This window comes from Enterobacter sp. PL_is514 (genome assembly GCF_055816715.1).
In genome coordinates, this window is sequence record NZ_JBVPGN010000034.1 from 362,532 (window position 1) to 381,309 (window position 18,778).

Below are 18,778 nucleotides of genomic sequence, written 5' to 3' on the forward strand. Positions count from 1 at the left end.
CAGAGGGTGGTGAACGGAGAGATATTTCCCCGTCCAGAGTGGCGGGGATTGAGGTTCTGTTTGTCAGTCGTTTGCTACAGATACACTCACGCCGCCGAAGGTTCCGGTGGTGGTGAGCGTGGTTGTTGGCTGAACTGACTGATACATGCAATGACCTTTGTTTATTTCGCTGTTAGCGTAACTATCGCGTACAGTTATAGCGCTGGTGAGAGATTCTCTTCAATACACCAACATCAGTAGGTGCAACGTTAGCGTTGCGCCGGGATGATATTATTGAATACTGCCGAGCCCTTTCAGGAATTCCTCAACCTGCTCAGGCGTCGCCGTATCTGCCTGGTAAAGGATATCGAGCTTAACGTTCTTCAACCCGCAGAAGCCAAATACGCCTTCGATAATCTGCGTCTGAATCGCCGTCGAATAGCCGTGTTTATCAAATCCGGTGAGATCGCTGCCGCCGGTGGCAATCAGGCGGACGGGAACATCCCGTAAGTTGCCCACAATCCGTCCGTTGTCGGCCACCTTATACGCCCAGTTCAGGGTTAATACGCGATCGAACCAGCCTTTCAACAGCGCGGGGACCGACCACCAGTACACGGGGAAGACAAACACCAGCATATCCGCTCGCTCGACGCGCTGCTGCTCGCGCAGAATATCGTCGGGAAGGGCTTTCGGATCGCCGTGATACAAATCAAGGTCGGCGCGAGACATGGCCGGATTAAACCCTTCAGCATGCAGATCGGCGATTTCAACCTGCGTACCTTGCTCGCGTAATTTTCCGGCAATATGGGTTGCCAGCGAATGGGATAATGAATTGTCGACAGGGTGAGCCGTCACGATCAGTGCGTTATTAATGGCTGGTATAGCAGACATAGCGACCTCAGAATGGGGGAGAAGTGATACCTATATTACTATTGGTAACTTAGGTGTCAATCCGCCCCCGACGATCATTTTGTGCTATTCGCGTAGGTCTCCAGCACGCCGGTCATGGCGCCGCTGAGCATATCTTCCGCAATATTTCGGGCGAGTACGCCGTTGCCCGCCGCGGTGCTGAGCGCGTCCGCCGCGCCAATGATGGCCGTCAGTACCGCTTCCCCCTGAACGCCTTTTAAGACGATAAAAGGGGAAAGCGCGGTACGCAGGCAGTCGGCACATTCGGCCACGCATGCCTCACGAAACGTCTGCAACGCGTGGGAACCGGACAGCGCAGCCGCGATTGGCCCGGTTTCGGGCCCGGCAGTAATGGCGCAGTCGATATAGGCGGCGCTGAAAAAGCGGATCGTCTTTTCCAGCGTTTTGCTGTCGACCGCCAGCGTCTCACGGAATTTCGCCAGCTGCCGATCGCTATAATCCTGGTACAGCGCCATCAGCAACCCTTCACGATCGCCAAAGTGGTCATAGGGGATAGGCTTGGTCACGTTGGCCCGCTCGGCCAGGTAGCCAAGCGTCAAGGCCTCCGTGCCTTGCTGGCGAACGATTCCGCGTGCAACCTCGAGCAGCTGCACGCGGCGGTCCTCTTTTCTTAAGCGCTTAACAACCATACTTTCCTCAAAACTGTTATCTACTTATGGTAGTTTACACGCTTTCTGCGGGGCGCTGCACGCGTTGTTCCACAGGGCGGATCCGGAACCATATCGCATACATCGCGGGCAGGAAGACGAGCGTGATGATCGTCCCGCCCAGCGTTCCGCCGATTAGCGTGTAAGCCAGCGTGCCCCAGAACACCGAATGCGTCAGGGGAATGAACGCCAGCACGGCGGCCATGGCGGTCAGCAGGACCGGGCGTGCGCGCTGGACCGTCGCTTCAACAACCGCCTGGAACGGCTCGAGACCGTCCTTCTGGTTATGATCGATTTGACCGATCAGGATCAGCGTATTGCGCATTAGAATGCCGGAAAGGGCGATCAAACCGACCAGCGCGTTGATGCCAAACGGCTGATTGAAAATCAACAGCACGGGCACCACGCCAATCAGCCCCAGCGGAGCGGTTAAGAACACCATCACCATCGCTGAGATTGAGCGCACCTGCAAAATGATGATCAGCAGCGTCAGGGCTATCATGATCGGGAACAGCGGCAACATGGCCTGCGTGGCTTTGCCCGATTCCTCAATCGAACCCGCCATGTCGATACGGTATCCGGCCGGCAGTGCATTAACAATCGGCTGGAGCTGCTTCATGATGGCGACCGACACATCCGGTGGCTGAAGATTGTTAGCGATATCCCCCCGCACGGTTATCGTCGGGGTGCGATCGCGACGACGCAGGATCGGATCTTCCATACCAATCTCAATCTTGCCGATTTGAGACAGCGGAACGCGCTGTCCCGCATTGCCGACAAGGGTAAAGCCCTCGATTTTTGCCGGGTCAAGACGGATATCTCCCGCCGCGCGGCCAATCACCTCTACCGAGCGAATATCTTCCCGCACGGAGGTGACGGGCACACCTGAGAGCAGGAACTGAAGCTGCTCGGCAACGGCACTGGAGGTTAAGCCGGTCGCCTGCAGGCGGTTTTGATCGAGGGTGAAATGCAATACGGGAACGCGTGACCCCCAGTCGGTGTTGACGGTTCTCATCATCGGGCTTGCCTGGAGCACGGTTTTCACCTTATCAGCGATGTCATGCACCTGTTCGACATCCGGACCCGTCACGCGCCAGGCAACCGGGAAGGGTGAGTAAGGGCCAAACACCAGCTGGGTCACCCGCACGCGCGCTTCAGGCGCCAGGCCGTTGGCGACCGCTTCTCTCAGCCGGAGCTTGAGCGCCTCGCGTGACGTCTCGCTGTCCGTCAGGATCACGATTTTCGCAAAAGACGGATCGGGCAGTTCAGGCGCCATCGCCAGATAAAAGCGGGGCGAACCCTGACCAATATAGGCAGTAACAATTCTGGCTTCAGGCTGCTGGCCCAGCCACGCTTCTATTTTTGCCGTTGCGGCGCTGGTTTGCGCTATCGAGGTGCCGTAGGGCATCTGCACTTCAACCAGCACTTCCGGGCGATCGGAGGTTGGGAAAAATTGTTTTTTCACCAGCCCCATGCCGAGCACGGCCAGGATGAATATGGCGACCACAGCGCCGGCCACCCGCCATTTCCTGGCGATAACGCGGCCAAGCAGCTGGCGAAAACGGTTATAGCGAGGGGTGTTATAGATGGCGGCATGACCTCCTTCTACTTTGGGGATCGCCGGCAGGATCTTCACCCCAAGATAGGGCGTGAACACCACCGCGACAAACCACGATGCAATCAGGGCGAGGCCGACAATCCAGAACATATTGCTGGTGTATTCTCCGGCGGTCGACTGGGCAAAACCATTCGGCATAAAGCCAATGGCCGTCACCAGGGTTCCGGCCAGCATGGGCGCGGCGGTATGGCTCCAGGCGAAGGCCGAGGCTTTGATTCTGTCGTAACCTTCCTCCATTTTTACCACCATCATTTCGATAGCGATAATCGCATCGTCAACCAGCAGGCCGAGGGCGAGGATCAGGGAGCCCAATGTCACGCGGTCAAAGTTTATTCCCGCGGCTTCCATCACCACGAAGACGACCGCCAGCGTCAGCGGGACCGCCGCCGCAACCACCACCCCCACGCGCCAGCCCATGCTGACAAAACACACCACCATGACCACAAGCAGGGCGACGAAGAATTTGATCATAAACTCATCGACCGACGAGCGAATATTCACGGACTGGTCGGTGACTTTGGTCAGGGACATGCCAAGCGGCAGGCTATCATTGATTTTTGCCGTTTCCGCATCCAGCGCTTTACCCAGCGCCAGACCGTTCCAGCCTTCGCGCATCACGATGCCCAGCAGAAGGGCGGGTTCATGCTGATTACGTATCAGCATCGTCGGGGGATCTTCGTAGCCTCGCTCAACCGTTGCTACGTCGGACAGCTTGAGCGTTTTGCCCTGAGCAACAAAAGGCGTATCGCGGATTTTCTGCAGTTCATCGAACGCGCCGTCCAGGCGGATAAAAATTTGCGCGCCTCGGGTCTCAATGGAACCCGCCGCGGTTAACGCGTTCTGGCTGTTGAGCGCATTGAAAATATCCTGGGGTGAGAGCCCTATCGTCGCCAGACGGTCATGGGAGAAGGAGATATAAATCCGCTCGGCCTGTTCGCCGATAATGTTCACTTTCTTCACGCCGGGAACGTGCAGAAGCTGCTGGCGCAGGCCTTCGGCATCACGTACCAGCTGCCGCTGCGGTTCGCCTTTCGCTTTCAGGGCAAAGAGGGCAAAGGTGACATCCGAGAATTCGTCATTGATCATCGGGCCGATGACGCCCGCCGGAAGACGTTGAGATTCATCTCCAAGCTTCTTACGCGCCTGATAGAACTCCTCCTGCACTTCGGCGGGCGGGGTCTTGTCCTGCAATGACAACGTGATAAACGCCATGCCGGGACGGGTATAGGTTTCGGTACGGTCGTACCACTTGAGCTCCTGCAGGCGCTTTTCCAGCGGTTCGGCGACCTGATCCTGGATCTCCTGCGCGGTGGCGCCAGGCCAGACGGTTATCACCGTCATTTGCTTTACCGTGAAGGGTGGGTCTTCCGCGCGTCCGAGCCCAAAGAAGGCGTAAATTCCGGCAATGGTGACCAGAACGATCAGAAACAGCGTGATGGAACGTTCGCGGACGGCCAGCGCTGACAGGTTGAAGCGGCTTCCGCTCATGGCGTGTTCTCCGTCAGGGCGGCATTGCGTTGTTTAGCAAGCCTGACGACCTCACCTTCGTGCAGAAGATGGGCCCCTAACGCAACAATTTTCTCACCGGGCTTCACGCCGCCCGTAACCTGCACCGCGTCTTCACCCACGCTCAGCACCTTGACGGGCGTCCATGCGACTTTTGCCGGCTGGGCGGAAATACGCCAGACGCCGGGACCTTTTCCTGCATCATAGAGTGAAGCCAGCGGAACCTGCATGACCTGACCTTCCGCTTTATTGTCCTGAATGTTCAGCGTGACGGTCGCCCCCAGCGGCGCGTTTGCCAGCAGGCCATCCAGCACGTAGCGGGCTTCATACGTGCGGGTCGCGGCATCGGCAGAGTCAGACAGCAGGCGCAGCGTTGCGGTGACCGGGTTTTCTTCTTTGCCATAAAGGGTGGCCTGCGCCTCGCTGCCGACGGCAGGGCGCAGCGTTTCCGGAAGCTGCACGAGCGCTTCGCGTTGTCCCGCTCTGGCGAGCCTGATCACCACCTGTCCGGCACTGACGACCTGACCCGGCTCGGCGAGCGTCTCCATGACCACGCCGTCTGAATCCGCCAGCAGTACGGCATAGCCCGTGGCGTTTTGCGCCACGTTGGCCTGTGCCCGGGCGGCGCTGAGATCGGCCCTGGCCGTATCGGCCGCCGCTTTGATCTGGTCATATTCCGAGGCAGATACGGCGCCGGATGCCACAAGGCCGCGATAGCGCGCTTCATCGCTGGAGGCTTTTCGCGCGCGCGCCTGGGCAGCATCTACCGCGCGCTGCTGCGCCTGAGCCTGTAATTTCAGGTCAACGGGATCCAGGCGCAGTAAGGGCTGGCCCTGTTTGACGGTCTGCCCCGTATCAACCAGTCGCTCAAGGATTTTTCCCTGAACCCTGAAACCCAAATCGCTTTGCGTTCTTGCGACCACAACGCCCGTGAAGGCGCGGGCGGTATTGTTCGCAAGCTCAACGGAAGCGGATCTGACGAGCGGTGGCTTTGTGCGCGGATCGTCACTCGCGGAAATATCGCCGCATGCCACCAGGGCAAACGGCAGGAGACAAACGGCAACGCGGGCTGAAGTGAGCCTGAGCATGGGAAACCTTTTTGACGTAACAGGACGGTATCCGCATTCTCTGACTAGTGACCAAAAATGTCAATGGTCACAATTTAGGGGGCCAGGCTTCTTAAAATCAGTGAAGAGAGAAGCACCGCCGCGGTGGGGGCCATTTCGAGGTTGTACTGCAGCTGGATGGGATTGATAAAAGGACACATCACCATGTGGATAGCCTGTGTGACCTCATCCAGCGGCGTTTTTCTCTCAAACTCTCCGGCCTGCCTGCCTTCGATAATGATGCTCTCAATTAGCTTCATCAGGCTTTCTGCATACCGTTCTGTCGACGGCCACTGCTCGCGTGCGGCGACGGCGGCAATGTCGTACAGCTTACGGTCGTGGAAAAACAGCTCGCTTCCCGCTTCGGTGAGCGCTTTGAAAAGACGGCGTAATTTTTCGCTTGCTGACGGCGCATCCTTGATGGCGGAAAGCACCGCCGCCATGATCAACTCCAGGCGGTTAGCGCAGATCACCTCGCCGATAGCCTGTTTGGAATCGAAAAACTTATAAATGTAGGACTTAGAAAAACCGATGGATTTAGCCAGCTCGGCGACGGTGGTTTTTTCATAGCCGTAGTGACCGAAGTGCTCAAAAGCGGCTTCGACGATTTGCTCTCTGACAGCGTGGTCAAGTGGACCACGTGCTGATGGGGGGTTCATATTTTTAGTCATTATTTAAGCTTAGCGTGACAGGCTACGATTAACAACGAGTGACCATTTTGTACTTTGGTTACCGTCATTCATCATGCGCCCTTCAGACGGGACGATCAACCAGGTGAGCTAAGTGTATCACTGTTTTTCGCGCACTATGGCATCTATCTGTCTGCGATAAGCGAGGATTTCAGCGCAACTCCCTTGCACTGAACAGAGCCGTTTTTGCTTAAGCCGAGCGTGGACGCAATATTTTTTCAACGATGAGCACCAGACGCTTTCGCGTCACGAACCGGTGTAGCTGCCCCAGAAGCCAGTTACCGCATCCGGTAATCAGGGTGCTACGGTTACTCTCCACGGCCTTTAGCGCCAGGGCGACCACCTTGTCTGCGGGCATTCTTTTACCTACCGAGGCTTCCTCCGCATTCACCACATCAAAAAAGGCCGTATCCGTTGCGCCGGGGCAAAGCGCCAGAACGCGGATGCCCTTTGAGCGATACTCACCCCACAGCGCATTCGAAAACGAGAGCAGGAAGGCTTTAGTTGCGCCATAAATCGCCATATAGGGATCCGGCTGCATCGCGGCCGTTGAGGCCACGTTAATAATCATCCCCGAGCCTTTCTGGAGCATTCCCGGCAGCATGGCGTGCGTCAGCTCCACAGGGGCCAGGCAGTTCACGTTTATCTCATCACGCTGCCTGTCGATAGAGAGCTTTTCGAATGGCCCATAGGTGGCGAACCCGGCGCAGTTGATCAGAATGTCGGGGAAACGCCTTAAGGTTTCAAGCCGTTCCACAATGTGGGGAATGGCTTCCGGTTTCACTAAATCCTGCACAATAATCGTGATGGATACGCCATGTTTTCTGACTAACTCTGCGGCAAGCGCCTGCAGCTTTGGTTCGGAGCGGGCGATCAGGATCAAGGCCACGCCGCGGGCCGCGAGCTGCCTGGCAAAATCACGACCTATGCCCGAAGACGCTCCGGTAACCAGCGCTGTTTTTCCTGTATAATCAAAAGAATTCATATTTTTAATCCCGTTTCCCTAATGTATGCCGCACAGGATAAACCGTGCACTTAGGTACACGGTCAAGCGTGATTTTTACAAGGTGAGGGCGGCGCGATGCGAATTGGTGAACTGTGCGCGAAAACGGGATTATCGAAAGAGACGGTGCGTTACTATGAGCGGCAAGGGCTATTAGAGAATATCCCGCAACCTAATCGCAGCAATAACTACAAAGTCTATTCCGCCGTTGATTTACAGCGTTTAAACATGATCAAGCATGCCAAAATGCTGGGTTTTACCTTAGCTGAAATTTCAGAGGTTTTAGCTGTCTGGGTTGACGACAAATTTACCGCTGAGCAAAAACAAGCGTCCCTGCGCCGCAAGCTGCAGCAGCTGGAAGAGAAAGAAGCGGCGTTAATTGAACTCAGGGCCAGGATAATCAATGCGATTAATAAGGTTGGTCAACCCTGTATCGACGAGTTTTGAACTGTGGGTGAGCGGAGGCCGCAAAACCGATGCGGCCTTATCTATCAGGCAGCCAGTTCAGGCATCTGCTCCTTCACGAAATTCAGTACTTTCTTCGCGTCCAGGGACGCATAGGGCAGACTCTCAATAATGGCGATTGAACGTGTATTACCCACCGTCTCTTTTATCTCATCGAGTTTGTACTGAATGTGCGGCGCGACGAGGAAACCATCGAAAGCGGGAGCGGCACTGGCGAAGTTATCCAGCCCAACAGCGCTAATCATCAGCGGATAGCCTTCGCGTTCTGCCAGAGACTGCATCTTTTTGGCGAGAGAGTTTGCGGTATTACCAAACAAACAACAGATCAGAAGCTTTTTCATATTTTGTTCCTCCTGAAAACCGCTCTTAGGGTAGTCCTCAGGTTGTCACCGAAATGCGTGCTGTCTCTTATTTTGGCGACAAATTAATGCTCTCTTAGCCAGTCGAGAAAAAACTGGCTAAACGCAGTGACCTGAAGCGGCTGCAGCTTGCGCTGCGGGTAAACAAACTGCAGCCCGACATCTTTGCGATCGTACCGACTAAAACCGGTGAAGCTGTCGGCAAACAGTACCGTGAGTCTGCCTGTATCAACATCGTCTTTTACATCCCACCACGATTTCCCCGCGATGCCAGCCCCGCTGAGCGCCCACTGGCGAAGCAATGCTCCGTCGTCGCACACCATGGCAGGCTCTACGCGTACAATGCTTTCTTCGCCATTGGTTTCAAAGCGCCATTCGTTCATCACCACACCCCGAGACTCAAGTGCCAGGCACCGATGCTGAGCCAAATCTGCAAACGTGGCGGGGATGCCGCGTTCGTTAAGGTACTCCCCGGAGGCGACCAGTACTCGATGGTTCGGGCGGATGTTTCTGACGACAAGGCTGCTGTCCGGCAGGTTGCCGAAACGCACGCTCATATCCAGCCGGTTAGCGACCAGGTCCTCAACGTGTTCTTTTAACGAGATGAAAAATTTAACGTCAGGATGGCGTCGGGAGAATTCCACGACGGCGGGGCTAAGATACTGTCTGCCAAAGTCCGAGGGGGCAGAAAGGCGAATGTTGCCGCTGAGCACGCCTTCTTTTTGCGTCAGTAACGACTCGGCGTGATGCATCTCCTCCAGCACGCGAAGCGCGGCATGGTAAAACTCTTCCCCGGCGCGGGTCAGCGTGATGGACCGCGTTGAGCGGTGAAACAGACGGGTCTGGTAACGCTCCTCAATCGCCTTCAGCCTGGCCGTCATGGTGGCGGGGGAAAGCGACAGGCGTCGTCCGGCGGCAGAAAGACCGCCAGCCTCGGCCACTTCAACCAGTAATGCCATGTCTTCGAGTTTGCCCATTATTCATATTTTCCGAAAAGTGCATCTGCTTTTAGCGTAATTATCAAAACAAGATGCCGTCTGTAAAGTGATTTCATCCAAACCATAAGGGATGAAAACATGCAACGTACCTCACTTTTTGAACGCTACAGGCTGGGGCAGCAAGACCTGAAAAACCGTATCGTCATGGCGCCGATGACCCGCGCACGCTCCCTTCAACCGGGCAATATTCCCTCCGCGCTGATGGCAGAGTATTACCGGCAGCGGGCCAGCGCCGGATTAATCATCACGGAAGCCACGCAGATCTCGCCTCAGGGCCAGGGATACTCATGGACACCCGGCATCCATTCGCCGGAGCAGGTTTCAGGATGGCAGCTCACGACGGGTGCCGTGCATCAGGCGGGCGGGGTTATTTTTTCTCAGCTCTGGCACGTGGGGCGAATGTCGCACGCCCGTTTTCATCAGGATGGTCAGCCCGTTGCGCCGTCAGCACTGGCACCGGACGCGCAGGTGTGGGTGGTGAATGAACAGGGGGAAGGCCAGATGGTTGACTGCCCGCAGCCAAGAACGCTCTCGCGCAAGGAGATTCACAGCATCGTCGCGGACTATCGTCAGGCGGCACTGAATGCCGTCCAGGCCGGGTTTGATGGCGTGGAGATCCACGGCGGAAACGGCTATCTGATCGACCAGTTTCTGCGTCAGACATCCAATAAACGCACGGATGAGTACGGCGGCACGCTGGAGAACCGGATCCGCTTTGCTCAGGAGGTGTTAAGCGCCATTGCTGAGGCCATTGGCCGCGAGCGTACGGGCATTCGCCTTTCCCCGTTTATTACCCAGCGCGGGATGAACGATCCGCAGGTGACGGAAGCCATACTCGCGCTCGCGGCCTGGTGTGAGCAAAAAGGTATTGCTTTCATCCACCTGGCGGAAGCCGACTGGGACGATGCGCCGCAGGTACCTGAACAGTTCCGTCGATCGCTTCGCGAGACGTTTAGCGGAACCCTTATCGTTGCGGGTAACTATGACCTTGAAAAAGCGGAAAAGATCCTTGCTGCCGGCTATGCCGATTTGATTGCCTTCGGACGACCGTTTATTGCCAACCCGGATTTACCCCACCGGCTGGCGCACCAGCTGCCTCTGGCCCAGGTGCGCGACCCCGCCACGCTGTTTGGCGGCACCGCGACGGGCTATACCGATTACCCCATTTACATCCTGCAGGAGGAAACGTTATGACCCGTAAAACCTTAATTATCGGCGGCGCGTCCGGCATCGGTTTCGCCGTGGGCAGCCTGCTTGCCGGGCGAGGCGAGGAAATTATTCTTGCGGGCCGCGACGGCGCGAAGCTGAACGCTGCGCGGCAGCGGCTGAGCACTCACGCCGCGTCTGTTCACACCCTCGTGCTGGATATCAGCCGTGAGGCAGAGCTTGTCGCGCTCGGTGAAACGCTGGGTGAGGTCAATAATATTGTCGTTACCGCGGGCTCACAGGCTCCGGGAGGGCTTCTTTCCGGGCTGGATCTCCGCGCTGCAAGGCTGGCCTTTGATACAAAATTCTGGGGAAGCATCAATGTCGCCCGCTATCTCAGCGGGAACATCACTCCCCGCGGTACGTTGACGTTCACCAGCGGGTTCGTGGCGCGTCGCACCGTGGCGGGCGCCATTGTTAAAACGACGATGAATGCCGCGATTGAGGCCGCGACAAAAGTGCTGGCGAAAGAGCTTTCACCGCTGCGCGTCAACGTCGTGAGCCCGGGGCTGACCGACACGGAGGCGTACGCGGGCATGGACTCCGCCGCGCGGGAAAAAATGCTCGCTGGCGCGGCGGAAACCCTGCCAGCCAAAGCCTGGGGAAGGGCGGAGGACATCGCGCAAGGGTATCTTTTCGCCATTGATAATCCCTTTGTCACGGGGTCGATCATTGATATTGAGGGCGGGGCGTTAATTAACTGACCCTCGCGGATTTGAACCGCAGGAAATCGACTGCGGGTAATGTAATACTCTATTGAGAGATATCATGAAATATACGACGTGTTTTCGTCCAGCTGTGGCGATGCTTATTCTTGCCGGTCTGTCCGGCACCGCATTTTCGGCGCAGCTGGAATGGCTTCCACCGAAACAGCTTATTGTTGATAAGAGCCTGCCCCAGGCGCAATTAAGGGCGAATGAAGCCGTTGCCAGAGAATATGCAACGTTCTGGAATACGGGAGAAGAGTCCCTGGCGCGTGATGCGCTGGCAGTGAATTTCATCGATAAAACGCCTCCGGAAGGTCGTAAGCAAGGTCCCGAAGGCGCTATTTTAGCCTCCCGTGCGTTTCGTACAGCCGTGCCTGATTTACGCTGCGACGTTGAGCAAATGATTATTTCAGGCAATCGCGTGGTCTCGCATTTACATTTTCACGGCACCTTCACCGGGACATTTGGCAAGCTGAAGGGAAAGGGGCAGAAAATAGATTTTATCGCCACGGATATTTATGAGATTGCTGACGGCAAGATTGCGGCTAACTGGCATATTGAGGACAACCTGACGCTGATGAAACAGCTGGGCGCACTGTAAATTCACCACTCCGGGACGGCCCGGAGTGATGCGAAAATCCTATAAGCCAAGATCGCTCAGCGAAGGGTGATCGTCCGGGCGTCTGCCCAGCGGCCAGTGGAACAGGCGCTCGGATTCTTTTATCGGCATATCGTTTACGCAGGCAAAGCGTCGCTTCATCAGTCCGTCCGGCTCAAACTCCCAGTTTTCATTGCCGTAAGAGCGGAACCAATTGCCGGAATCATCATGCCATTCATAGGCATAGCGCACCGCGATGCGGTTATCCGTAAATGCCCAGAGCTCTTTAATCAGACGATAGTCCAGCTCTTTTTTCCATTTCCGCTCCAGAAACGCCCGGGCTTCTTCACGGTTAGTGGCGAACTCCGCGCGGTTGCGCCATTGGGTATCCAGCGTATAGGCCAGCGCGACCTTCGCCGGGTCGCGGCTGTTCCAGCCATCTTCTGCCAGTCTGACTTTTTCGATGGCGCTTTCACGCGTGAAGGGCGGTAAAGGAGGACGTGTGTTCATGGCGATTACCTCAGTGTTATATGATGTAGACAGGTCTGTCTACATGCGGTAATCTATGCCTGTAAAATAACGCTGTCAACATCCGTTTTGAGGCTACCCAAAAGTGAAAACAGAATCCGCAGGCAACGATACCAAAATCAGCGTCAGAGATAAGATATTACTTACGGCGCACGATCTGTTTTATTCCACAGGCTTCAGGGCGACGGGCGTGGATACGCTGATTAAAGCATCGAAAGTGACCAAGGTGACGTTTTATCGCCATTTTCCGAGTAAAAGTTTACTTATTCTCGCCTATTTGCACTATCGGCATGAAATATGGATTGGCTGGTTTGAATCCACGCTGCGTCGACATCTTGATGAAGGTGAAATACCTTCTGATGCTATATCGGCAACGCTTTACGAATGGTTTATTTCGCCTGAATTCCACGGCTGCGCATTTATTAATGCCAGCGCTGAGGCAAAATCGGAAGATATTGAAAGCGAAATAAAAGAGATATGCCGCGATCATAAAATCGAAACAAAGAATATTATTGCGTCGCTGACGAAGATCGCGGATGAGCGCGTCGTCAATGAAATCATGCTGCTCATTGACGGTGCCATTATTCATGCGCAAATGGGCATGGAGACGGATGATGTCATCACTCCGTTGAAGCGGGCATTAGCCGTGTTAACGGGATTTCCCCTTAACCCTCGTCGCGACGGCTGATAAACGTTTTTAGCATTTCTCCGGCACTAAGAATATGTCGCACGACTTCAGCTCGTGCATTCCCGGCATCCCGTTCCCTGCAGGCTGTAAGGATACCTGCATGGTCATCCTGAAAAACCGGTGTTGCGGAAAGGAGCTTTCGCTGAAGGTATTCATACCGCTCTATCTGATTGCGGGTATCATTAATCAGCCTCAGCAGGCGTTGGCTTTTGCACCCACTGTAGACAAGATCGTGGAACTCCCGGTTAAGTGTGCCCTGCATGTCAAATTCAGTCGTTCTGGCGAGAAGCGTATGCGTCAGTTCGGCCCTCGCCAGCGTATCAGGGCTCAGGTTTTTCACGCTTTGAAAGACGGCTTCCCCTTCCAGTAAGGCACGCAGGGAGTAAATCTCATCCAGATCATCAACAGAAAGCGTTCTGACAACAGCGCCGCGGTTCCTGAAAATTTCCACCAGCCCATCGCGTTCAAGCTGCCTGATTGCTTCTCTCATTGGGATTCGGCTGACAGAAAAATGACTGGCAAGATCCCTTTCAACAAGCCTCTCTCCATCACGCAGACGACCGCTGTTTATCATCTTTCTTAATTCACTGGCGAGCACGTCCGGGGTCGAAAGGGCGTTAAGCTGCATACTGTTTCTCCTGAAAAGATGGAATAATGGTATACCATCTGATAGCTTACGTCGAGACAGGTGATTGCGAACAAATATCGCCAGCAAAATCCATCGGATATCATTATCGGGAGCATCAAGATGAGCCATCGTGAGCATCATTATCAGGTTAAGGTCGAGTGGAAAGGGAACATAGGTCGGGGGACGGAATCCTATAAAGCCTACGATCGTCTTTATGACATCACGGCGGGTGATAAATCTCCGATTTCAGGTTCATCAGACCCTGCATTTCTGGGGGATGCATCATGCTGGAATCCTGAAGATCTTCTTGTCGCGTCAGCCTCTGCCTGTCACAAATTATGGTATTTGCATCTTTGCGCGGAAGCGGGGATAAGCGTTTATACCTATATTGACCGGGCGGAAGGAACGATGCGCGAAGGAGAAAAGGGGTGTTTCACCTCTATTGTCCTGAAGCCTCAAATCACGCTTCGCCCAGGGGATGATATCGATCGCGCTGTGGCACTTCATCACCGCGCGCATGAGCTCTGCTTTATTGCTAACTCACTGAATTTCCCGGTGACCTGCCAGCCAACCATACTGCATAGCGCCCGTTCATCCGTCGATGAACAATAACGCTAAGCGTTGCATAACCTTCAACCGGGAATGAGTAAATGGCTTCTAACCGTACTTTCGCTCTCGATATAAGCTGGAAAACGCTGCTGAAAGACGCGGGGCTTGAGCCAGAACGCATTCTCCGCAGGGCAGGATTACCTGACGATCTCTTTTTGCAAAAAGCGCGCGGACTCGATACGAGTGAATACATTCGCTTCTGGAACGCGCTGGAGGCTGAAACGAACGATCCTTCTTTTCCCGTCCCGCTCATTGAGTTGATCTCTGCGGATGTGTTTGACCCGCCCCTTTTTGCCGCCCTGTGTAGCAGCAATATGATGCAGGCTGTCCAGCGTCTGGCCAGATATAAACAGCTTATTGCTCCCATGGTTCTGGAGACAACGGTCGACCAAAACGGCAACCTTACCGTCTCACCGCGTTGGCTTTTTGCGACAACTATTCCGCCGTTTCTCCAGGTGGCAGAGCTGGGCTTCCTGCTCAAGCTTCTGCGTCTGGGAACTCGCGAACCGGTTAACCCCTTACGGATCTGCGTTTCTGCGCTACCGTCATCGGTTCAGAACAGCCACTTTTCGCGTTTCTTTGGTACTGACGTGCAATACGGAGAACAGCCCGCCATAAGCTTTTCCGCAGCCGATACGCTTCGACCCTTTTTAACGGTCAATGAGGGGATGTGGCAGGTGTTTGAACCGGAACTGCAGCGTCGTCTCGGTCAGTTAAATGAACGGGCTTCAACCGCCGAGCGCGTACGAGCGGTACTCCTGGAGCTTATCCCCGGTAACGAAGCGACTATTGAAAAAGCGGCGGAGCGTCTGGGAATGAGTAAACGCACGCTGCAGCGCAGGCTTGAGCAGGAAGGGGAAAACTTTCGCAACCTTGTCAACGCGTGTCGTGAACACCTGGCCCGTCATTATCTTCGCAATACGCGTCTTTCCGGGTATGAGATCGCGTTTTTGCTGGGTTTCGAAGATCCTAACTCATTCTATCGCGCATTTATGACCTGGACGGGTCAGACTCCTGAAGCGGCCAGGACAGCCATGCGTCTTGAGTAAACACGTGCGTATGTATCGCTCTGATGGCGCAGTTTGCGAGTCACATGGCGCGATACGCTAGTTAACATGAGGTCGAAGGAGAGCAAACTAGCCGCAGTCTACTCACCGAGGTATCTATGTTTACTCAGGACAAAAAAACTGCGCTGGTCACCGGTGCATCGTCAGGTATGGGCAAAGCCATCGCCCGTCGTCTCATTCAGGATGGCTATCAGGTTTACGCTGCTGCCCGTAGCGTTGAGAAAATGCACGATCTCGCCCAGCTTGGCGCGTACCCTCTGCGGATGGATATCTCACGTGATGAAGACATTTTGGCTGCAGTGAATACCATCATGTCGCAGACAGGTGGGGTTGACGTACTGGTCAACAACGCGGGTTTTGGGCTCTATGGACCGGTAGAAGAGATCGGTATTGAAGAAGCTCGCTATCAGTTTGAGGTTAACGTGTTTGGTGCGGCCCGCCTTACGCAACTGCTGATCCCGGCCATGCGTGCCAGACGCAGCGGTTACATTATTAATATCACCTCTATGGGGGGTAAGATTTACACCCTTCTGGGAGCCTGGTATCACGCAACGAAACATGCGCTTGAGGGATGGTCTGACTGTCTGCGTCTTGAAGTGGCTGAATTTGGCATTAAGGTTGTGATTGTTGAACCGGGTTTAATCGAGACTGGCTTTGGTGATGTGGTCAGCGGCAATATAGTTAAACGTTCAGCAAATGGCCCTTACGCTCGCCTCGTGGAGAAGGTGGCTAAATCGGTCAAAAATGCATACGGGAATGGCAGAGGCAGCGACCCGAAGGTGATTGCGGACGTGGTTGCCCGCGCCGTTAAAAGCCCTCATCCGCGTACACGCTATGCAGCCGGCAAGTATGCAAAGATGCTCATCCGCATGCGTCTCTGGTTGGGAGACCGTCTGTTCGATCGCGTTATCCTTGGCCAGACGCTATGACCCAGGCGCCGAGGATGAAAACATCCTCGGTGTCAGTATGTGCCCTTACACAAGGCTGTAAACCCCCGCTCCCCAGTAACCGGTACCCGGGGAAGTCTGTTCTTTCCAGCCTGATGCGATCAGTTCCTTCGCAATAAATCGATTGATCATCCCGTGCCCCATGAGCAAGACGGGGCCGTCAGAGTCCTTCGCGACATTCACCAGGATTTCTGCCGCCTTAACGGCACGTTCCTTTGCGACGCTCACGCACTCTGCCTCGCCAGACAGGCCGCAGAGCCAAAGAACGCGAAACAGCGCTGCCCAGTAAAAAGGCGATAGCCGTAACCCCGGAATACGGAACACCGGCAGCTCTGCTTCCCGAAAAACCTCATCAATTAAACCCGGTTCACACCCCAGCGTTTTCAACGATGAAAGGGCTCGCGGGAGAGGGCTGCTGAGAAACGTGAGCGCACGGTACGCCTGAATTTGAGCCCTTTCAGGCGGCCTGTCGTTGCCCGTCGAAGAGAGGTTATAGCTGTCGATCCATTCGGTCATTTCCCTGTACGAGACCCTTGGCGCCCCCCTGTAATGGGGTTCTCCATGCCGCATCAAAATAATTTCCATACGTTCTAATCGCTAGTCCTGGTCATCCATTCAACACAGGCACACTAGCGCGATCGGGTGAGGGTTTTCACCCACCCGTTTTGGTGTGTCGGGCGAGATCCATAACACGCGGGCTGTACTTAACGTCGTTCACCGCAATAATATATGCGGCAAGAATGTAACTGTTTTTGTCTTTCTCGTTTCGCACGGCATCACACCTAAAGCGGTTAGTAAGGATACCCTCCATGTCTCTTCGAATTCGACAGGCCACCGGGGCCGATTCAACGCTGTTAAGCGAGCTGGGATATCGCATCTATCCCGCCCATTTTCAGCATCTGTGGGTGTCAGAGGCAGAGATGAAGGATTTTCTGCACGGAGAGTACGCGCTTTCCGTACTTGAACAGAGCCTGAAAGATAACGCGGTTTCCTGGTATATTGCAGAGACCGATCGGCCAGTGGGATTCATGAAAGTGACCTGGGAAGCCATGCTTCCAGAAACGGATAAGAAGGGTGTTCTCCTCAATAAGCTCTACCTTGATCCCGCCGCAACCGGCAAGAACTATGGTCAGGTGATGTTCAACAACATCACAGACATGGCCCGGAGCAGGGGGAAAGACTATCTCTGGCTGGAGGTGCTTGAGCAGAACGCAGGAGCGTACCGGTTCTACCAGAAGCAGGGCATGCTCTGCGTTAAGAGCGTCCTTTTCGAAACCGCCTCACAGCAGAGCATACTCAGGATTATGGGGATGCCTCTTTAGACAGCGTGTCATGCTGTGCCAGCGACAGCGCGCTGGCGCTGGCGGGATCGAACAGCGAGATGCTCTCAATCTGATTGAGTAAAATCACTTTGCGGAATGACATGGCGCTGCGGGGTTCCGAGTCGAGCGTGATGTCATGCTCCGCATACCACCTGCTGTAATTATTCTCGATGCGAAAGTTCATCGTCTTCGCGTCTCTGTACCCGCTCAACATTGGGATCAGCACGATGTTGGCCGTTTTTTCATATTCCAGCGTCGCGGTGTGGATCATACCCACGTAAATCCGCCTCGAGCGCAGCGTGACCTGCGCCAGCTCGCCTTGCTCCATACACTGGTACAGCAGCTGTTCAATACCGCTCGACTGCGCCAGGCGTTTGTAGAGCTTTTTCCGGCTTTCACCGTCCAGCCTGGCGCTGCCCGCCCAGTTAGAACGGTAGAGACAAAACAGGATGGCAAACGCTAGCATCACGACCACCGGCGCCTGAATGCCTAAAAAGCTCCAGTTCATAAAGTCGATTTGCCAGTCGGTGTATTTCGGTGAGGCAAAGTGAAAAGCGTTGTTGGCGGCGGAAAGGGCGAACAAGAGTAGCCAGAGCAGGCCGGTGGCAATCACGCCCTGCAGAACGAAAATACAGCCGTAAAGCGCAACGAGAAAATAGACATCCCAGCCGAAGGAACGCTTGATTTTAAAGCGGGTCGACAGGTCGCGGCTGGTGTACCAGTACCCGCATACCATCAGCACCATAAATATCGCCGTTCCCATATCAGGCCCTCTTCAGCGTGTTGACGTGACGCAGAAAATCCTGCCTCACCTCGTTGCTCTTGTAGTTCACCGAGGCGTTCCCGTCCTGGTCGATAATGATGCGATCGCCATCTTCCACGGCTTCAATAATTTCCTGCTGACTCATTACCTGCAGTAAGGATTCCGGGCTTGAGAAAAGGGAGAGGAAGAAACGTTTCATACGGGCATCCTTTTGAATAAAAAGGATAAGCCTGGAAGAAGACCGACGAATTTGCCTTAAGGATATCCTGAAAGTGAAAGCCGGGTGGCGGCTACGCCTTACCCGGCCTACAAAACCGTCAAACTATTGAGTTATCAAGTTGTTGATATTGATAGGTAATAAAAAATAAATCTGCACAAACTTGGACAAATAACGTTAATTGTGTAAGTTTTAATT

General features: G+C 54.7%; 22 protein-coding genes. 9 read left to right on the top strand and 13 right to left on the bottom strand.

What is annotated here, in order from left to right; translation table 11 throughout:
• Positions 1-270: 270 nt before the first annotated feature.
• The 6 genes from AC0TNG_RS17375 to AC0TNG_RS17400 form a co-directional block, all read right to left on the bottom strand.
• Complete coding sequence (locus AC0TNG_RS17375; protein WP_208763856.1) at positions 271-870, bottom strand: NAD(P)H-dependent oxidoreductase; 600 nt, start codon at positions 868-870, stop codon at positions 271-273.
• A gap of 74 nt (positions 871-944) precedes the next feature.
• Positions 945-1,538 (bottom strand): TetR/AcrR family transcriptional regulator, encoded by a 594-nt coding sequence (locus AC0TNG_RS17380; RefSeq protein ID WP_024908017.1) that lies wholly within the window; start codon positions 1,536-1,538, stop codon positions 945-947.
• Positions 1,539-1,572: 34 nt separating this feature from the next.
• Entirely contained in the window at positions 1,573-4,662 is a 3,090-nt protein-coding gene (locus AC0TNG_RS17385; protein ID WP_473712827.1) for an efflux RND transporter permease subunit, read from the bottom strand.
• The gene (locus AC0TNG_RS17390; RefSeq protein ID WP_032647017.1) at positions 4,659-5,768 is read right to left on the bottom strand and encodes an efflux RND transporter periplasmic adaptor subunit; all 1,110 of its coding nucleotides are present in this window, start codon (positions 5,766-5,768) and stop codon (positions 4,659-4,661) included. Before AC0TNG_RS17390 ends, AC0TNG_RS17385 begins: the two co-directional genes overlap by 4 nt.
• A gap of 74 nt (positions 5,769-5,842) precedes the next feature.
• Positions 5,843-6,457, bottom strand: a complete 615-nt coding sequence (locus AC0TNG_RS17395; protein ID WP_024908014.1) for a TetR/AcrR family transcriptional regulator — start codon at positions 6,455-6,457, stop codon at positions 5,843-5,845.
• Between the two features lie 208 nt (positions 6,458-6,665).
• On the bottom strand, positions 6,666-7,460 hold the full coding sequence (locus tag AC0TNG_RS17400) for an SDR family NAD(P)-dependent oxidoreductase (protein WP_032647018.1): 795 nt from the start codon (positions 7,458-7,460) through the stop codon (positions 6,666-6,668).
• Positions 7,461-7,556: 96 nt separating this feature from the next.
• Here AC0TNG_RS17400 and AC0TNG_RS17405 point away from each other — a divergent pair, with 96 nt between their 5' ends.
• On the top strand, positions 7,557-7,925 hold the full coding sequence (locus AC0TNG_RS17405; protein WP_417927340.1) for a MerR family transcriptional regulator: 369 nt from the start codon (positions 7,557-7,559) through the stop codon (positions 7,923-7,925).
• A 44-nt stretch (positions 7,926-7,969) separates the two neighbouring features.
• On the opposite strand, the gene AC0TNG_RS17410 is transcribed toward AC0TNG_RS17405, so the two are convergent.
• Both AC0TNG_RS17410 and AC0TNG_RS17415 read right to left on the bottom strand, forming a co-directional pair.
• The gene (locus AC0TNG_RS17410) at positions 7,970-8,284 is read right to left on the bottom strand and encodes a PTS sugar transporter subunit IIB (protein ID WP_473712828.1); all 315 of its coding nucleotides are present in this window, start codon (positions 8,282-8,284) and stop codon (positions 7,970-7,972) included.
• Positions 8,285-8,367: 83 nt separating this feature from the next.
• Positions 8,368-9,279: a LysR family transcriptional regulator gene (locus AC0TNG_RS17415; protein ID WP_473712829.1), complete on the bottom strand. Its 912-nt coding sequence runs from the start codon at positions 9,277-9,279 to the stop codon at positions 8,368-8,370.
• Between the two features lie 99 nt (positions 9,280-9,378).
• Here AC0TNG_RS17415 and AC0TNG_RS17420 point away from each other — a divergent pair, with 99 nt between their 5' ends.
• From AC0TNG_RS17420 to AC0TNG_RS17430, 3 genes are all read left to right on the top strand, one after another.
• Complete coding sequence (locus tag AC0TNG_RS17420; protein WP_248164382.1) at positions 9,379-10,494, top strand: alkene reductase; 1,116 nt, start codon at positions 9,379-9,381, stop codon at positions 10,492-10,494.
• A complete protein-coding gene (locus tag AC0TNG_RS17425) occupies positions 10,491-11,210 on the top strand; it encodes an SDR family oxidoreductase (protein ID WP_248164385.1) in 720 nt (239 codons plus the stop codon). The genes AC0TNG_RS17420 and AC0TNG_RS17425 overlap by 4 nt, the downstream gene beginning before the upstream one ends.
• Positions 11,211-11,274: 64 nt before the next feature.
• Positions 11,275-11,814 carry an ester cyclase gene (locus AC0TNG_RS17430; protein WP_032647031.1) on the top strand — a complete coding sequence of 180 codons (540 nt, stop codon included), beginning with the start codon at positions 11,275-11,277 and terminating at the stop codon, positions 11,812-11,814.
• 39 nt (positions 11,815-11,853) lie between these two features.
• Here the strand turns inward: AC0TNG_RS17430 and AC0TNG_RS17435 are convergent, their stop codons facing one another.
• A complete protein-coding gene (locus AC0TNG_RS17435; RefSeq protein WP_032645324.1) occupies positions 11,854-12,321 on the bottom strand; it encodes a nuclear transport factor 2 family protein in 468 nt (155 codons plus the stop codon).
• A gap of 103 nt (positions 12,322-12,424) precedes the next feature.
• On the opposite strand from AC0TNG_RS17435, the gene AC0TNG_RS17440 reads away from it, so the two are divergent.
• Positions 12,425-13,027, top strand: a complete 603-nt coding sequence (locus tag AC0TNG_RS17440; RefSeq protein WP_048989730.1) for a TetR/AcrR family transcriptional regulator — start codon at positions 12,425-12,427, stop codon at positions 13,025-13,027.
• Here the strand turns inward: AC0TNG_RS17440 and AC0TNG_RS17445 are convergent.
• Positions 13,005-13,655 (bottom strand): GntR family transcriptional regulator, encoded by a 651-nt coding sequence (locus AC0TNG_RS17445; RefSeq protein ID WP_473712830.1) that lies wholly within the window; start codon positions 13,653-13,655, stop codon positions 13,005-13,007. The genes AC0TNG_RS17440 and AC0TNG_RS17445 overlap by 23 nt on opposite strands.
• Before the next feature lie 120 nt (positions 13,656-13,775).
• Here AC0TNG_RS17445 and AC0TNG_RS17450 point away from each other — a divergent pair, with 120 nt between their 5' ends.
• From AC0TNG_RS17450 to AC0TNG_RS17460, 3 genes are all read left to right on the top strand, one after another.
• Positions 13,776-14,267: an OsmC family protein gene (locus tag AC0TNG_RS17450; RefSeq protein ID WP_248164387.1), complete on the top strand. Its 492-nt coding sequence runs from the start codon at positions 13,776-13,778 to the stop codon at positions 14,265-14,267.
• Positions 14,268-14,305: 38 nt separating this feature from the next.
• Positions 14,306-15,313, top strand: coding sequence for an AraC family transcriptional regulator (locus AC0TNG_RS17455; RefSeq protein ID WP_473712831.1), 1,008 nt, complete (start codon positions 14,306-14,308; stop codon positions 15,311-15,313).
• A 116-nt stretch (positions 15,314-15,429) separates the two neighbouring features.
• On the top strand, positions 15,430-16,260 hold the full coding sequence (locus AC0TNG_RS17460) for an oxidoreductase (protein ID WP_032647039.1): 831 nt from the start codon (positions 15,430-15,432) through the stop codon (positions 16,258-16,260).
• Between the two features lie 45 nt (positions 16,261-16,305).
• Here the strand turns inward: AC0TNG_RS17460 and AC0TNG_RS17465 are convergent, their stop codons facing one another.
• Positions 16,306-16,848: a histidine phosphatase family protein gene (locus AC0TNG_RS17465; protein ID WP_061715291.1), complete on the bottom strand. Its 543-nt coding sequence runs from the start codon at positions 16,846-16,848 to the stop codon at positions 16,306-16,308.
• A 239-nt stretch (positions 16,849-17,087) separates the two neighbouring features.
• Here AC0TNG_RS17465 and AC0TNG_RS17470 point away from each other — a divergent pair, with 239 nt between their 5' ends.
• A complete protein-coding gene (locus AC0TNG_RS17470) occupies positions 17,088-17,600 on the top strand; it encodes a GNAT family N-acetyltransferase (RefSeq protein ID WP_473712832.1) in 513 nt (170 codons plus the stop codon).
• Here the strand turns inward: AC0TNG_RS17470 and AC0TNG_RS17475 are convergent.
• Positions 17,581-18,363, bottom strand: coding sequence for a hypothetical protein (locus AC0TNG_RS17475; protein WP_473712833.1), 783 nt, complete (start codon positions 18,361-18,363; stop codon positions 17,581-17,583). The genes AC0TNG_RS17470 and AC0TNG_RS17475 overlap by 20 nt on opposite strands.
• Position 18,364: 1 nt before the next feature.
• Positions 18,365-18,562, bottom strand: coding sequence for a hypothetical protein (locus tag AC0TNG_RS17480; RefSeq protein ID WP_024908361.1), 198 nt, complete (start codon positions 18,560-18,562; stop codon positions 18,365-18,367).
• Between the last annotated feature and the right edge of the window lie 216 nt (positions 18,563-18,778).

Coding starts and splice junctions, on each gene's coding strand:
- AC0TNG_RS17375 (WP_208763856.1), bottom strand. CDS start 870: ATGTCTGCTATACCAGCCATTAATAACGCACTGATCGTGACGGCTCAC.
- AC0TNG_RS17380 (WP_024908017.1), bottom strand. CDS start 1,538: ATGGTTGTTAAGCGCTTAAGAAAAGAGGACCGCCGCGTGCAGCTGCTC.
- AC0TNG_RS17385 (WP_473712827.1), bottom strand. CDS start 4,662: ATGAGCGGAAGCCGCTTCAACCTGTCAGCGCTGGCCGTCCGCGAACGT.
- AC0TNG_RS17390 (WP_032647017.1), bottom strand. CDS start 5,768: ATGCTCAGGCTCACTTCAGCCCGCGTTGCCGTTTGTCTCCTGCCGTTT.
- AC0TNG_RS17395 (WP_024908014.1), bottom strand. CDS start 6,457: ATGACTAAAAATATGAACCCCCCATCAGCACGTGGTCCACTTGACCAC.
- AC0TNG_RS17400 (WP_032647018.1), bottom strand. CDS start 7,460: ATGAATTCTTTTGATTATACAGGAAAAACAGCGCTGGTTACCGGAGCG.
- AC0TNG_RS17405 (WP_417927340.1), top strand. CDS start 7,557: ATGCGAATTGGTGAACTGTGCGCGAAAACGGGATTATCGAAAGAGACG.
- AC0TNG_RS17410 (WP_473712828.1), bottom strand. CDS start 8,284: ATGAAAAAGCTTCTGATCTGTTGTTTGTTTGGTAATACCGCAAACTCT.
- AC0TNG_RS17415 (WP_473712829.1), bottom strand. CDS start 9,279: ATGGGCAAACTCGAAGACATGGCATTACTGGTTGAAGTGGCCGAGGCT.
- AC0TNG_RS17420 (WP_248164382.1), top strand. CDS start 9,379: ATGCAACGTACCTCACTTTTTGAACGCTACAGGCTGGGGCAGCAAGAC.
- AC0TNG_RS17425 (WP_248164385.1), top strand. CDS start 10,491: ATGACCCGTAAAACCTTAATTATCGGCGGCGCGTCCGGCATCGGTTTC.
- AC0TNG_RS17430 (WP_032647031.1), top strand. CDS start 11,275: ATGAAATATACGACGTGTTTTCGTCCAGCTGTGGCGATGCTTATTCTT.
- AC0TNG_RS17435 (WP_032645324.1), bottom strand. CDS start 12,321: ATGAACACACGTCCTCCTTTACCGCCCTTCACGCGTGAAAGCGCCATC.
- AC0TNG_RS17445 (WP_473712830.1), bottom strand. CDS start 13,655: ATGCAGCTTAACGCCCTTTCGACCCCGGACGTGCTCGCCAGTGAATTA.
- AC0TNG_RS17450 (WP_248164387.1), top strand. CDS start 13,776: ATGAGCCATCGTGAGCATCATTATCAGGTTAAGGTCGAGTGGAAAGGG.
- AC0TNG_RS17455 (WP_473712831.1), top strand. CDS start 14,306: ATGGCTTCTAACCGTACTTTCGCTCTCGATATAAGCTGGAAAACGCTG.
- AC0TNG_RS17460 (WP_032647039.1), top strand. CDS start 15,430: ATGTTTACTCAGGACAAAAAAACTGCGCTGGTCACCGGTGCATCGTCA.
- AC0TNG_RS17465 (WP_061715291.1), bottom strand. CDS start 16,848: ATGCGGCATGGAGAACCCCATTACAGGGGGGCGCCAAGGGTCTCGTAC.
- AC0TNG_RS17470 (WP_473712832.1), top strand. CDS start 17,088: ATGTCTCTTCGAATTCGACAGGCCACCGGGGCCGATTCAACGCTGTTA.
- AC0TNG_RS17475 (WP_473712833.1), bottom strand. CDS start 18,363: ATGGGAACGGCGATATTTATGGTGCTGATGGTATGCGGGTACTGGTAC.
- AC0TNG_RS17480 (WP_024908361.1), bottom strand. CDS start 18,562: ATGAAACGTTTCTTCCTCTCCCTTTTCTCAAGCCCGGAATCCTTACTG.